Source organism: Sorangium sp. So ce362 (genome assembly GCF_051519845.1).
Classification (GTDB): domain Bacteria; phylum Myxococcota_A; class Polyangia; order Polyangiales; family Polyangiaceae; genus Sorangium.
Genome location: NZ_CP150332.1, coordinates 4,701,223 through 4,714,143, shown reverse-complemented (window position 1 = coordinate 4,714,143; position 12,921 = coordinate 4,701,223). Strand labels below are relative to the sequence as shown.

Below are 12,921 nucleotides of genomic sequence, written 5' to 3'. Positions count from 1 at the left end.
GTGATATCCTATGCGACTCGACGAATTGTACGCGCTGGCCCGCAACGCGCTCGATAGGCTCGACCTCGATGGCTGTGTGGATTCTTGCGATCAGGCGCTCGGCCAGATACGGCAGCCAGACACCTCGACCGCCGACAGTCACCTCGAGTTCATCTATCTGCTTCTGCTGGCACACGATATCCTGGATGGAGGCTCGACGCCCATCCTCGACGGGAAATACACGCAGGAAGATCTGTTCGCGTGGGCCGACGCTCTACCGGCGCGAGCGGATCGCATCGATACGCTCGTGAAGCTGAAGATCTTGAAGGGGAATTGGCTCTCACGCACGAAGTCGGCGATCGACGCCATCCAGGCGATGGGAGAAGCGCTCGCCCTGGCTCAGACGGGCTGCGGGCCGCTCGTCCTGGCGCTCGCCACCGCTGAGCTTGGGCACAAGACCATGAAGGTCAACCTGCGACGCGGAGCCGAGCTGGCTCGAGCGGCGTGCGATATGGTGAGCCCGTGCGCGCCCCAGGATGTCATGTCGATGGAGTCCCGACGCCATGCCAGCACGATCCATGCCATCCGTGGGATCTGCGAGTTCGACTTGGGCTACTACGATACGTCCATCGATTACCTGAATCGAGCTCACCGAGAGAGCGTGAGCCTCGGTCTGAGGGGCGATATCGCCGTGGCCAGCAATTACCTCGCCCAGCTCTACGTCGCGCTTGGAGATTTTGAGTCGGCAGAGTCGGTGCTCGTCAGCGCGATCGAGCGCTTCCGCCAAGGCGGCGCGCTGCACGCATGGAACGCGAACAACCGGGCGCTCCTGGGGAAGCTGTACCTCGAATGGGACAAGATCGACGCCGCGCACGAGCACCTGATCTCCGGGTGGCGTGAGAGCAATGTGGTGCGCAGCCTTCCGCTGATCACGCTCGTACGAAATTACCACGCGGAATTTCTGATGCTGCGCGCAAAGTCCAAGGTTGAACGGGATCTTTTGCTCGCTGAAGAGCTCTTACGTGAGAACATCGAGGAGTGCCATCGGACCGGTATCTACCGGAGCCAAATCCTCTCCCTCTCGCTGCTTGGCCAGCTGTCCCTGGCTCGAGGGGACAACGCGCAGGCGATCCGGTCCAGCGAGGCCGCTGTCGAGATGTTGATGGGCATGGGATGGTTACCGGCCCTGCGGGCCCAGGAGGTCTACTATAATCACCACGTCGTACAGGCGAGGCACGGGGACCTGGAGCAAGCAGCGCGCTGGCTCGGGACGGCTTACGACACGGTCCTCGACATCGCGAGCAGGATCAACGACGAGGCGCGTCGGAGATCATTTCTGGGGCGAGTTCGGATCAATGAGACGATAGTCCGTGAGCGCACGCAGGCGACGTCGCTCGCGATCGCGTCGAGGTGAAGCATGTTGATTTGCTATCGTGGAGCAGCATGATGGGTATCGAAGATTCGGCATCGCGACGTACGGGCAAGGTCGCGCTGATCACAGGCGCGGCCCGCAGGGTAGGAGCGGTCATCGCGAGGGAGCTGCATGCAGAAGGCTTCAACCTCGCTGTGCACTTTCACTCCTCGCGTTCCGAAGCCGAGCAGCTCGTCGACGAGCTCAATTCGACTCGCAGGGGCTCGGCGAGCCTGATTTGTGCCAAGCTGGACGACCTCTCCAGCATATCGGGCGTCGTGAGCTCCACCGCTCGCGACTGGGGGCGCCTGGACGTGCTGGTGAACAACGCCTCGACGTACTACCCGACCCGCGTCGAGACGGCTACGGAGCGAGAGTGGGACGACTTGGTCGACGTCAACTTGAAGGTCCCGTTCTTCATGGCGCAGGCGGCTCTGCCTTGGCTGCGCGAGGCGCGAGGCTGTATCGTCAATCTCGTGGACGTCAATGCCAAGAGACCTCTCAAGGGGTATCCGATCTACTGCGCCGCGAAGGCAGGGCTCGTCAGCCTGACGGAGGCGTTGGCCCTCGAGCTGGCCCCTGAAATTCGTGTAAACGGCGTTGCCCCTGGAACCATGATGTGGCCGGAGAAGCAGAACGCCTTGAGCGAGATCGAGCAGCGCATGGCTCTTGCGAAGATTCCTCTGGGACGGATAGGATCTTGCGCGGCTGTCGCCGATGCCGTGCGGTATCTCGTGCTGGCGGACTACGTGACGGGGCATATCATCACGGTGGACGGCGGGGCCCTGCTGACCTGATGGTGACATGTGACGTCCGGTTCAAGTAGGCGCACGGCAGAACGGCGGCGCGGGTAGGAGCAGAGGGAGTAAGTCTTGCGGCGCAAAAGGACAACGGCGGCCGTCGCGATCGGAAGCAATCTCGGCGACACGTATGGGTACCTGCTGGATGCAGAGAAGCATCTGCTGGCGTTGAGAGGCAGCGAGAACTTCAGGTTCAGCCCCATCTACCGGACCGTCGCCGTGGACAGCGCCGGTTCGCCGGACTATCTGAACGCGGCGGTCGCGTTCGAGACATCGCTGGAGCCGGGCGAGCTGCTGTCGGAGCTGCTCGGAATCGAGGCGAGCAATAGCAGGGAGCGCCCGTTCCGCAATGCACCAAGGACGCTCGATCTGGATCTGTTGTTGTATGGCGAAGAGGTCATCTCCGAGCCCTCCCTGGTCATCCCGCACCCGAGGCTGCATGAACGCTTTTTTGCCTTGACGCCGCTGTGTGATCTGCTGCCCGAGGCGATGCATCCCGGCGTGGGGACCTCGATCCGGGCGCTGGAGCGGCGTCTGGGAGAGCTGCACGCGAAAGACGCCTGTGTATCCAGGTGCGAACTGATGTTCGTGTCGAATCGCGCCGGGTGAGGGGGGCGGCGGTCCGCCCTGGGCCACGTCTCGTGGAGCGTCCGATGACGTGCGCGACGAGCGCCACGGCACGGTTCTGCTGAGCCGTCGGCATGTTGGAGCGACGGGGCCGCCCCGCCGCGCTAGATGTCGAAGTCGAGGATGCTGGACTCCAGCTCGGAGTCGCCAACGGCGGGCGAGCCCTGGGGCGGCGAGGCGACGCGCAGCCTGGGCGCCTCGATCGCCACGCGCTGGCCGCCGGCGACGCTCTTCGTCAGGAACACCGAGCCGCCCACCACGCTCCCCTGCCCCAGCACCGTCTTGCCGCCGAGCACGGTGGCGTTCGCGTAGATGGTGACATCGTCCTCCACCGTGGGGTGGCGCTTCTGGCCGCGCGCGCCCCGCGAGTGCTGGGGCAAGGACAGGGCGCCGAGCGTGACGCCCTGGTAGAGCTTGACGTGCGCGCCGATGTCGGTGGTCTCGCCGATGACGACGCCGGTGGCGTGATCGATGAAGAAGCTGTCACCGATGTTGGCGCCCGGGTGGATGTCGGCGCCCGTCCTCGTGTGCGCCCACTCGCTCATGATCCGGGGCATGAGCGGGACGCCGAGCAGGTACAGCTCGTGCGCGACCCGGTGCACCGTCACGGCGAGCAGGCCCGGATAGGCCAGGATGATCTCATGCATCGAGGCCGCCGCCGGGTCGCCGTCGTAAGCCGCCTGCACGTCGAGCAGGAGGCGCCGCCGGACGTCCGGCAGCCTGCTCACGAACACGCGCGCCACGTTGTGCCCCCGCTGCCTGCACTTCGGGACGTCGAGGCGGCCCGCGTCCGCGGTCTCGTCCTGGAAGCACAGGCAGCGCTCGATCTGCCGCTCGAGCTTGTCCCGCAGCGTCGAGACAAGCGTGCCCACGTGGTAGAGCAAGTCCTCGTCCGACAGGTCCTGCCGCCCGTGGTAGCCCGGGTAGAAGATCTGGAGCAGGAGATCGATGATCTCCGTGATCTCCTGGCGCGACGGGGTGAAGCGCTTGTCGATGAGATGCCCGCGCGCGTCTTCCCTGTAGCTCGCGATCAGCGCATCGACGATGCCGTGCAGGTCGCCCGACGCCTGGGCAGGGGCAGCATCGCTGTTCTTGCTCACGTCGACCTCACGAGGCCTTCATGGTCTCGATATCGGTGAACATACCTTCGAAGAGGGGCCCCGAGAGGTACCGCTCGCCTGCGTCCGGCAGGATGACCACGATCGTCTTGCCTTCCCACTTGGGATCCCGCGCGAGGCGGCTCGCCGCGACCATCGCCGCGCCGCAGGAGACGCCGCTGAGGATGCCTTCCTCGCGCGCCAGGCGCCGCGACATGGCGATCGACTCCTCGTTGGAGACCGCCTCGACCTGGTCCACGAAGGAGAGGTCGAGGTTCTTGGGGACGAAGCCGGCGCCGATGCCCTGGATCTTGTGGGCCGACGGGGTGAGCGGCTGGCCGGCGAGCGTCTGCGCGATGACAGGCGAGCTGACCGGCTCCACGGCCACGGTGTGGAGCGCGCGGCCCCGGACGCGCTCGAAGTAGCGGCTGACGCCGGTCAGGGTGCCGCCGGTGCCCACGCCCGAGACGAAGACGTCGACGTTGCCATCGGTGTCGTCCCAGATCTCCGGGCCGGTGGTGGTCTCGTGGATGGATGGGTTGGCGGGGTTCTCGAACTGCCGCATCAGGACGTAGCGGCCGGGGTCCGAGGCGGCCAGCGCCTCGGCCTTGGCGATGGCGCCGTTCATCCCCTGGGGGCCCGGCGTCAGGAGGAGCTTGGCCCCGAGGGCCACGAGCACCTTGCGCCGCTCCATGCTCATCGTCTCGGGCATGCTGAGCACGCACTCGATCCCACGCGAGGCGGCGGCGAAGGCGAGCGCGATGCCGGTGTTGCCGCTGGTCGCCTCGACGATCGCCTTGCCGGGGCCGAGCACGCCTCGCTGCTCGGCGTCCCAGACCATGGCCGCGCCGATGCGGCACTTGACCGAGTAGGCCGGGTTCCGCCCCTCGATCTTCGCCAGTACGGTGGCGCGGGCGCCGTCGGTGACCCGGCGGACGCGGACGAGCGGCGTGCGGCCGATGCTCTGGGTATTGTCTTCGTAAACGCGGGGGAAGTTGGTCATGGGGGCCGTGCTGGTGAGAGGGAGGAAGAGGAGATCCAGAGGCGCCCCGCGCTGTCAAGATCCACGTGCGCCCCGCCTCCGTCGCGCCGTATTTCCAGAGCAAGAGGCGACGGCGCCCGGCGCGCCCCAGCGCCAGCTCGCCCGTCAGGCGCGCCGCGCTGAGCGCGATCCCTCGGCGGACCGTTGGACCTGCAACGGACCCGTTGGACGTCCAAGGGACCGCGAGGCCCGGCGGGGGCGGCGCGTGACCAGCTGCTCGAGAGTCGTCGGCGTGGTCGCCTGAGCAAGTAAGGTGCTTCCCTGGGGACTCGGTTAGCCATCTCCATGGGACCACGTCAGACCAGGTCCACCTTCTTGACGGGCGCGAATGCGGGCTTATCTTGCCAAATTTGGCACTTGCCCTCCGTGGCACAGGCCTCGCATCATGCTTGACCATGTTCCCCGCTGAGTCCCCCCGCGCGGAGGTCCAACTGCTCGACGATGATGAACCCACTCTAATTTTCCGCCGTCCACCCGTATCGTTTTCGGGCATGGCGATGCCGATCGGGGCGCCGGCTCCGGTCGTGGCCGCTCCGGCGCGGCGTTCCACATCGCGCCTGATCGCGCTGAGCGCTGGTGCGGGCCTGGGCTTCGCGGCGGTGCTCGGCGCGGTCGTCTCGATGCAGCTCGGCGCGGCGGGCATCGATCTCCGCGCGGGCTCGGCGATCCAGCCCGCCGCGGCCGCGGCGGCCGTCCTGCGCTCGACGGGGGCGGCGGCGCGGGTCGAGGCGAGGGCGGAAGCGGCTGCGCCGGTCCAGGCGAAGCCGGAGGCGGTTGCGCCGACCATCGATCTCGACGCTCGCGCCGACGCGACGCTGGATCGCGCGGGGGTGATCCCGATCCCCGACGGGATCGTCACCCTCCCCGCGTCCTTCTCCTCGGCGGATGGGGCTTACGACCTGGTGGTCCATTTCCACGGGATCAACGATGTTGTCCAGGCGGGGTACGAGCGCGCCGGGCTCAACGCGGTCGTGATGATCATCAACATGGGCATCAGCTCGGGGGCGTACGAGACCCGGTTCTCGATCCGCTCCTACCTGCCGGCGCTCCTCGCGAAGGCGCAGGCCGCGCTCGAGGCGCGCGGGCTGCGCGACGCCCGGCTCCGGCGCGTCGCGCTCTCGGCGTTCAGCGCGGGGTACGCCGCGGTCCGCGGGCTCCTGAACCAGCCCGGGTTCGCCGACAAGGTGGACGCCGTTCTCCTCCTCGACGGCATCCATACCGGCTACATGCCGCTCGACCATAGCCTGGACATGGAGCGTCTCAAGCCGTTCGGGCTCTTCGCCGAGCAGGCGGTCGCCGGCAACAAGCTCATGTCGATCACCCATTCGGAGATCACCCCGAACGGCGATTACGCCGGCACGCACGAGAGCACCGACGCGCTCCTCGAGCTCACGGGCGCGCATCGCGCTCCGGGCGCCGGCGCCGATGCGCAGGCGGTCTACGACTTGACCGGGACGGCTGGCGAGGCGAAACCCCGGTTCGACCCGCTCTCCGAGGCGCACCGGGGTGCGTTCCACGTGCGCGGCTATCCAGGCACCCAGAAGCCAGACCACGTGAAACACCTGACCCGCATGGCGGAGACGGCCGTGCCCGATCTCGTCCGCCACTGGAGCGAGTCCCCCGCGCGGTGACGGGCGGAGCGCGCGTGTCGTGGGGGCGCGCCGTCGACGAGACGGTCTATTACGGAGACGAAGTCGTCTTCATTTGAGAATGCGGCTGGAGGGCTCCCGGAGAGGGCCATTCCCGGACGAGGTCGAACCCCAGCTCGCGACCCTGGTCACGGGGCCGCCCCCCGGCGAAGGGTGGCTCTACGAGGTGAAGCTCGACGGCTACCGCATGCTTGCGCAGCTCCGCGGCGGCCGCGTGACGCTCCTGACCCGCCGCGGCCAGGACTGGACCGAGCGGTTCGCAGGGGTGCGCGATGAGCTCGCCCGTCTGCCAGCCCGGGAAGCCGTGCTGGACGGCGAGATCGTCGTCGTCGGGCGAGACGGCGTGACCGACTTCCAGGCCTTGCAGAACGCGCTCGGCGAGGGGAACGACGGGCGCGACGGGCGCCTGATGTACTTCCTGTTCGACCTGCTCTACCTCGACGGCCGCGATCTCCACGGCTGCACGCAGGTCGCCCGCAAGCGCGAGCTGGCTCAAGGTGAAATGCGGCAAGCGACGGGCGGCTCCGGCACCCGTCGTTCGAGGGCCTCCGCGAGGACCGCGCGCCGGAGTCGGTCACCGTCGAGCGCGCGCAACCGCCGCCCGGCAAGGCGGCCGGCGCCTCGCGCAAGGCGACGAGCGCGGCCGAGAGCCACGGGACGCGCACGGCGGGCGGCAGGGCGGCGAGCGCGGCGCGACCGCCGTGACGCCGTACTCGACCCGGGCGCGCCCCGGCGCAGCCGTCGCGACCCCGCTCGCGTGGGACGAGCTCGACGCGCCGCTCGATCCTGCCTCGTTCACCATCGAGACCGTGCCGCGGCGGCTCGCGTCCATCGCAGATCCATGGGCAGAGCTCCCGACCGCGCGCCAGTCCATCACCGGCGCCATGATGAAGAAGGTCGGTCTCTGACCTCCTCCCGACGTCCCCGACAAACCCAGGAGGCGGTGAGCACGCGAAGAAGAAAGACACAGGCGACACAGGGAATGTACATTCACTGATGTTCCGTTCAGCAGGGTCGTCATATCGCAGCAGGGCGGCGTGCGCTTGGTTGACGGGGCCGCGAGCGCGCAGCATCGTCCCTGGGTCTGCCATGACCAAGAATCGGAACTCCAGCGCTCTGGCGGAAATTGCCGAGCGACTCCACCAGTTCGACGGTGAGCCGCTGCGGATGGCGTTCCTGGCGCGCGGCATCGATGCGCTCACCCAGGTGGCCGAGCGGCTCGATCAGCGCGAGCTTGGCGAGGTCGTCGCGTCGCCCAGCAACGCGGACGCGCTGGTGACGGCGCTCACGCAGCCGAGCGCCGTCGGCCTGTTTTCCGGTGCGGATCCGCTCATGCCGGCCCGCCTCCGCGGCCTCCAGGCGAGGGACGCGCTCCTCGCCGCCGAAGGGGGCACGCTCATCGCGGAGGAGGTCGGCGAAGGGCTCCACCTCTCGCCGCAGGCCATCGAGGCGCGCCGCGCAGCCGGAAGGCTGCTGGCCGTGGACATCGGCCGTCGTGGGCACCTCTACCCCGCATGGCAGTTCGCGGACGAGGGCGTGCTGCCGGGGCTGGAGGAGATCCTGACCCTCCTCGACGAGCACCCCCCGCTGGCGAAGGTCCGGTTCTTCCTCTCCGGCAACCACCGCCTCGACGGCGATCGGCCGCTCGACCGGCTCCGCCGCGGCGACGTGGAGCCGGTGCGGCTCGCCGCGCGCACGTTCGGAGAGCAAGGCGCGGCCTGAGAGCGCCGCCGTGCCGACATGACGACGACGCTCGGGCCGCATCCGGACCCGCCCCTCGACTTCGCGGCAAGGCCGCTTCCCGTCACGAGCTTCCGGCGGTGCTGGTTCCGGATTCACTGGCTCGCGCGCGATCCGCTGTACTTCGGCCGCTCGGGCGACAACCGCTTCGACGCCCCAGCCGGCGAGTTCGGGGTGCTGTACGCCGGGAAAGACGAGCATTGCTCCTTCATCGAGGTGTTCGGCCACGCGACCGGCGTGCGCTTCGTGGAGCAAGGCGAGCTCGCCGCGCGCGGGCTCGCGTGCATCTCGCCGAGGCGTCCGCTGCGGCTCGTGAACCTCACCGGAGAGGGGCTCGCGCGCCTCGGGGCCGACGCCCGCCTGACCTCGGGCGAGTCCTACGGGGCCGCTCACCGGTGGGCGCTCGCGATCCACGACCACCCGAGGAGACCCGACGGCATCGCCTACGCCGCGCGCCACGACCCGAGCCGCGTCTGCGCCGCCCTCTTCGAGCGCGCCAGCGCGGATCTGGAGGTGACCGGGCTCGGCTCCCTCGCGGATCCGGCGCACGCGGCGCTCCTCGCCAGGATCCTGGGTGCGTACAAGTTCGGGCTCGTCTGAGGCTCGACGAGCGGACGGCGGCGTGGGGTCCCGGGGCGCGCTGCCGAGCGCGATGGCGGCGCCGGGCGCGGGGGCCCCGTGCGCGTGCGAACCGAGCGCGCGCTCGCGCCGGCACAGCCGGTGCTTCCCATGAAGGCAGGCGCGCTGCGGCGGCGTCGCGGCGGGCGGTGGCCACGGCGCGCGCGGCCGAGCGGCGGGGGGTCCGATGAAAATCAAGAATCTGCGGCTGGAAACAAGCTATCTCGTGGAGCCCATTCCACTCCAGAAGGGGATGGCGATTCACCAGATCCAGATCGCGACGATCGGCGGAGAGGGGTCGTGCCGGGTCCAGCTCTCGCTCGATTCCAACCGCTGCACGATCGACAGCTTCGGCGAGGCCAAGGCGTGCGTGCGGGTGGCGCCGATCCACCTGGAGGCGGACGTGGAGCTCCTCGAGGAGTGCGATGAGAAGCAGCTGCTCGCCCTCAAGTTCGATGGAGGCAACGGGCCGGCGCTCCGGCTCGCGCTCCTGCCCCTCTGCAGTGCGGGCAAGCAGGCGATCGTCGCGCGGCTCCTGGTCTTCGGGGAGACCGGCGAGATCAAGGCCATCCTGCCGATGCAAGGATCGTCGGCGGGCTGCGTGGTGGTCTGAGCGCGAGCGCGGGGCCATGCGGCGCGGCCAGCGCCCGGGGGAGGACGCCGTTCAGGAGCCGCGCCGGCCGCCGCCGGGCCCGAAAGGCCCCGCCGGCCCTCCGGGAATGCCGTCGGGACCAGCGCCGTACGGGCCGTGGGCGCCCGGCGGTGCGCCGTGGGCGCCCGCGGGGGCGCCGTGGGCGCCGGGTGGCGCGCCGTGGGCGCCGGGCTGAGCTCCAGGGAAGGCGCCGTAAGCGCCCGCGGGAGCGCCGTAGGCGCCGTGGGGAGCCCCGGGCGGCGCGCCGTAGGGTCCAGCGGGAGCGCCGTAAGCGCCGTGGGGAGCCCCGGGCGGTGCGCCGTAGGCGCCGGGAGGCGCGCCGTAGGCGCCGGGAGGCGCGCCGTAGGCGCCGGGAGGAGCGCCGTAAGCGCCGGGGGGAGCGCCGTACGCGCCGGGAGGCGCGCCGTAGGCGCCGGGAGGCGCGCCGTAGGCGCCGGCCTGAGCCCCTGGCCCCACGTGAGCCCCCGGCGGGGGATAGCCCCCGAGCGCCGCAGCGGCGGCCGGCCCCTGTCCGGGCGGGTACGCCGCCTCCATCGCGACACGGCGGGGATTGGCCGGGTCGTAGCGCACCGTGACGATGCACCCCGGCTGGATACGGGGAGCCGCCAGCACCGATACGAGCGCGACCGTCTCCACCTGATAGGGCGGCATGCCCGGCGGCATCACCTCGAGGAGCAGCTTGAGGCTGTAGGAATCCTGGGCGCCCATCGACACCTTCATGCCGGTCTCCTGGTACTGCAGCACCCGCGCCGCGCACGACACGCCGATTCGAAGCAGCTGCTGCTGCTCCTGCTGCTGGGCCCGGAGCGGGCCGAGGACCTTCTTCCAGACCCCCCAGAGGACCACCGCAGTGATCCCGAGCGGCACAATGACGCTGAGCACAATGATCAGCAGGGTGGACGTCATCGGGTCAGCGTACCAGGCCGGCGCCCTTCCGCACCAGAGCGTCGACGCCCGTCACCGCGGGTCGCACGACGCGCGGCGGGGCGTCCCGCGGAGCTCAGATGCAGCGGCGGTACGTGAGGGCATAGTCGATCCGGACCTGGACGTCTGTGGTGTCGTTCGTCAGCACCCCGGAGCCCGCCTGCGCCAGGCGGTTCGTGACGTACAGGCTCGTCTTGATGTTGAGCGGCCGCACGGTGCCGCAGTCGGACCAGACCGTGGTCGCGAACGTGTCCGTGCGCGAGAAATCGTTCGTGAACGGCCCGACCATGCTCCACGTGAGCGGCCCCGAGGTGAGCCGTGAGCCCGAGAAATAATACGATGTCTCGTGGAGCCCATGGACCCCCGGCTCCAGGTCGGCAAAGCCCCGGTACGTGGCGTCGAAGAGCGCCACCTGCCATCCCGGATCGAACCGCAGATCCACGGCCAGCTGGCAGAACGCGCGGTTCGCGGCGCGGGCGGTGCCCGGGCCGGCCTGCGCCTCGAACTGGTCGAAGATGACGGTCAACGCCCTCTGATCAGGCGAGATCACCCCCGCAGCGGAGCCGACGGGACATCCGCTGCCGGCATATGTGAACGACTCGATCCGCGCATTCTGCGCCAGCGCAGGAAAGGCGAAGAGAAACGCCGAAGAAAAGCCGAACGCCCATCGCAGCAACATGCTTGCCCCCCTTTTCATCTTCAGACGACATCGCGTCGCCGTCCGTCGGCGCCCGCGCGCGCATCACCGCTGTCGCAGGCCGGCCGACATGTGTTGACGAGCATGCGATGAGGGCGCGCTCCGCGCAACCTGCGCGGGGCGCCCGCGCCGCGGATTGACCGGAATCCATCGAGCGCCGTGAGGTCCGCGGGACCCGAGGACATTCGATGAGAACCCGGAGCGCAGGCGAAAGGTGGATAGAAGACTCACTGTATTTCGAAGCCCGGGAGTGGCGAGGCAACGACGTCGAACACCGGGACGAAGAGCGCCGTGGTCGCGCGAGGGCACCGTGCGCCATGGCGCCGTCGAGCAGCTCGGGGAGGAGCGCGGCGCGGAGGCGAAACATCGCGGGAGTCGACTAAGAGCGCCTCTCAAAACCTCCCGTCGCCAGGCAGCCGAGAGCGGGCGCATCGCGTCGTTGCTCCTCGTCGCCCTACTTCAGTAGGGCTCCTCGTCGCGCCTAGCGCTGCACCCCCCCTCGGCTGCCTGGCTCGGTCCGGTTTTGTTCGGCGCTCTAAATTCCGCGCAGAACGGCAAGGCGTGCTCTCTGGGGCCGGGCCGGGCTAAGCTGCGCCGCGGATGAGCGCGCTCCCTTCCCGCCGTGCGCTGGCCGTCGGAGCGGCCCTGATCGGCGGCGCGGCGCTCCTCACGCCGCTCGGCATCGCCTCGCTGCGCAGCGAGCCGGCGGGGCCGGCCGAGGCCGCGGCGGGCCCGGCAGCCGCGGCGCCCGGGCCCGCGGGCGCGGCGACGGCGCTCGCGGACGGCGGGGCCGGTCCTCTGGACGGCGACGCCGGCGCGCCGGTAGACGGTGGGGCCGGCCTTCTGGACGATGGCGGCGCGGACGCGGGCAGCGCGCCGTTCGAGAAGCCCGTGTGGTCCGCGACGTCGCGCGCGGCCACGTACGGAGGGCTCTCGAGCGACGCCTGCGACCGGGAGATGAAGCGCCGCGGGATCCCGCACGCCCCGGCGGCGCGCGGCGCCCCGCTTGTCGACCGGCCGGTTCGGATCACCGGCGCGCTGCACGGGGTCACGTTCCGCGGCGACGGGGTGGCGAAATCCCGGTCGATCTCCCCCTTCGACATCGCCGATTGCCGGCTGGTCCTCGCGCTCGACGATCTCGCCGCCTTCCTCGCGACGCGCGGGATCATCGAGGTGGTGCACGTCAGCATGCACCGGCCCGCTCCCGCCGGCACGGCCGCGCCGAAGCCGAAGCCGAAGAAGGTGCAGAAGGCGCCCGCGAAGTCGCCGGCTGGCAACAAGGCCCCGAAGGGCGCTGCCAAGGCGGCGAAGCCGGGCGCGCGCGCCCCGGAGAAGCCGGCGGCCGCGCCCGCGCGGCCCAGTCAGCACGCCCTCGGGCTCGCCATCGATGTGGCGGCGTTCGTGAAGGCCGACGGCGCGCGGCTCGACGTGAAGACCGACTGGCACGGCGCCATCGGCGCGCCGCCGTGCGGCCCCGGGTCGGAGCCGAAGGAGCCGAGCCCTCATGCCATCGAGCTGCGGGAGGTCATCTGCGCCGTCCACACGAGCGGGCTGTTCAACGTCGTGCTCACGCCCAACGCGAACGAGGCGCACGCGGACCACTTTCACTTCGATATCAAGCGCAACGCCCACTATTTCCTGCTGGAGTGAGCCGCGCTGCGCGGGGGCGGCGCCGCTGCCAGGAG

13 protein-coding genes and 1 pseudogene are annotated in these 12,921 nt (G+C 69.8%); 10 read left to right on the top strand and 4 right to left on the bottom strand.

Annotated features, from left to right (window positions below; genetic code table 11):
- Positions 1-10: 10 nt before the first annotated feature.
- The 3 genes from WMF17_RS18265 (at position 11) to folK (ending at position 2,799) form a co-directional block, all read left to right on the top strand.
- The gene (locus tag WMF17_RS18265) at positions 11-1,393 is read left to right on the top strand and encodes a tetratricopeptide repeat protein (RefSeq protein WP_437650600.1); all 1,383 of its coding nucleotides are present in this window, start codon (positions 11-13) and stop codon (positions 1,391-1,393) included.
- Positions 1,394-1,422: 29 nt separating this feature from the next.
- The gene (locus WMF17_RS18260) at positions 1,423-2,187 is read left to right on the top strand and encodes a pteridine reductase (protein ID WP_437650599.1); all 765 of its coding nucleotides are present in this window, start codon (positions 1,423-1,425) and stop codon (positions 2,185-2,187) included.
- 75 nt (positions 2,188-2,262) lie between these two features.
- Complete coding sequence (gene folK / locus WMF17_RS18255; protein ID WP_437603354.1) at positions 2,263-2,799, top strand: 2-amino-4-hydroxy-6-hydroxymethyldihydropteridine diphosphokinase; 537 nt, start codon at positions 2,263-2,265, stop codon at positions 2,797-2,799.
- A 122-nt stretch (positions 2,800-2,921) separates the two neighbouring features.
- Here folK and WMF17_RS18250 read toward each other — a convergent pair whose 3' ends face one another.
- Positions 2,922-3,917: a serine O-acetyltransferase gene (locus tag WMF17_RS18250; protein WP_437603353.1), complete on the bottom strand. Its 996-nt coding sequence runs from the start codon at positions 3,915-3,917 to the stop codon at positions 2,922-2,924.
- Positions 3,918-3,924: 7 nt separating this feature from the next.
- Positions 3,925-4,917 carry a cysteine synthase A gene (gene cysK, locus WMF17_RS18245; protein WP_437603352.1) on the bottom strand — a complete coding sequence of 331 codons (993 nt, stop codon included), beginning with the start codon at positions 4,915-4,917 and terminating at the stop codon, positions 3,925-3,927.
- A gap of 434 nt (positions 4,918-5,351) precedes the next feature.
- Here cysK and WMF17_RS18240 point away from each other — a divergent pair, with 434 nt between their 5' ends.
- The 6 genes and pseudogenes from WMF17_RS18240 to WMF17_RS18215 all read left to right on the top strand — a co-directional run bounded on the left by WMF17_RS18240 (position 5,352) and on the right by WMF17_RS18215 (position 9,576).
- Positions 5,352-6,587, top strand: a complete 1,236-nt coding sequence (locus tag WMF17_RS18240) for a hypothetical protein (protein WP_437604272.1) — start codon at positions 5,352-5,354, stop codon at positions 6,585-6,587.
- Between the two features lie 79 nt (positions 6,588-6,666).
- Positions 6,667-7,035, top strand: a pseudogene (locus WMF17_RS18235) (ATP-dependent DNA ligase); the annotation flags it as partial.
- Positions 7,036-7,306: 271 nt separating this feature from the next.
- Positions 7,307-7,513 (top strand): hypothetical protein, encoded by a 207-nt coding sequence (locus WMF17_RS18230; RefSeq protein WP_437603351.1) that lies wholly within the window; start codon positions 7,307-7,309, stop codon positions 7,511-7,513.
- 181 nt (positions 7,514-7,694) lie between these two features.
- Positions 7,695-8,327 (top strand): hypothetical protein, encoded by a 633-nt coding sequence (locus tag WMF17_RS18225; RefSeq protein ID WP_437603350.1) that lies wholly within the window; start codon positions 7,695-7,697, stop codon positions 8,325-8,327.
- 18 nt (positions 8,328-8,345) lie between these two features.
- Positions 8,346-8,945, top strand: coding sequence for an RES family NAD+ phosphorylase (locus tag WMF17_RS18220; protein WP_437603349.1), 600 nt, complete (start codon positions 8,346-8,348; stop codon positions 8,943-8,945).
- 205 nt (positions 8,946-9,150) lie between these two features.
- The gene (locus WMF17_RS18215; RefSeq protein ID WP_437603348.1) at positions 9,151-9,576 is read left to right on the top strand and encodes a hypothetical protein; all 426 of its coding nucleotides are present in this window, start codon (positions 9,151-9,153) and stop codon (positions 9,574-9,576) included.
- Positions 9,577-9,627: 51 nt separating this feature from the next.
- On the opposite strand, the gene WMF17_RS18210 is transcribed toward WMF17_RS18215, so the two are convergent.
- Both WMF17_RS18210 and WMF17_RS18205 read right to left on the bottom strand, forming a co-directional pair.
- Positions 9,628-10,521: a hypothetical protein gene (locus tag WMF17_RS18210; protein WP_437650598.1), complete on the bottom strand. Its 894-nt coding sequence runs from the start codon at positions 10,519-10,521 to the stop codon at positions 9,628-9,630.
- Positions 10,522-10,615: 94 nt separating this feature from the next.
- Positions 10,616-11,218, bottom strand: coding sequence for a DUF4360 domain-containing protein (locus WMF17_RS18205; RefSeq protein WP_437603346.1), 603 nt, complete (start codon positions 11,216-11,218; stop codon positions 10,616-10,618).
- A gap of 618 nt (positions 11,219-11,836) precedes the next feature.
- Here WMF17_RS18205 and WMF17_RS18200 point away from each other — a divergent pair.
- Positions 11,837-12,886, top strand: coding sequence for an extensin family protein (locus WMF17_RS18200; protein ID WP_437603344.1), 1,050 nt, complete (start codon positions 11,837-11,839; stop codon positions 12,884-12,886).
- The last annotated feature ends 35 nt before the right edge of the window (positions 12,887-12,921 follow it).

Bases quoted from the DNA above. Each gene is read 5' to 3' on its own strand.
- WMF17_RS18225 (WP_437603350.1), top strand. From the start codon at position 7,695: ATGACCAAGAATCGGAACTCCAGCGCTCTGGCGGAAATTGCCGAGCGA.
- WMF17_RS18205 (WP_437603346.1), bottom strand. From the start codon at position 11,218: ATGTTGCTGCGATGGGCGTTCGGCTTTTCTTCGGCGTTTCTCTTCGCC.
- WMF17_RS18240 (WP_437604272.1), top strand. From the start codon at position 5,352: ATGTTCCCCGCTGAGTCCCCCCGCGCGGAGGTCCAACTGCTCGACGAT.
- WMF17_RS18215 (WP_437603348.1), top strand. From the start codon at position 9,151: ATGAAAATCAAGAATCTGCGGCTGGAAACAAGCTATCTCGTGGAGCCC.
- WMF17_RS18210 (WP_437650598.1), bottom strand. From the start codon at position 10,521: ATGACGTCCACCCTGCTGATCATTGTGCTCAGCGTCATTGTGCCGCTC.
- WMF17_RS18260 (WP_437650599.1), top strand. From the start codon at position 1,423: ATGATGGGTATCGAAGATTCGGCATCGCGACGTACGGGCAAGGTCGCG.
- WMF17_RS18265 (WP_437650600.1), top strand. From the start codon at position 11: ATGCGACTCGACGAATTGTACGCGCTGGCCCGCAACGCGCTCGATAGG.
- WMF17_RS18220 (WP_437603349.1), top strand. From the start codon at position 8,346: ATGACGACGACGCTCGGGCCGCATCCGGACCCGCCCCTCGACTTCGCG.
- cysK (WP_437603352.1), bottom strand. From the start codon at position 4,917: ATGACCAACTTCCCCCGCGTTTACGAAGACAATACCCAGAGCATCGGC.
- WMF17_RS18200 (WP_437603344.1), top strand. From the start codon at position 11,837: ATGAGCGCGCTCCCTTCCCGCCGTGCGCTGGCCGTCGGAGCGGCCCTG.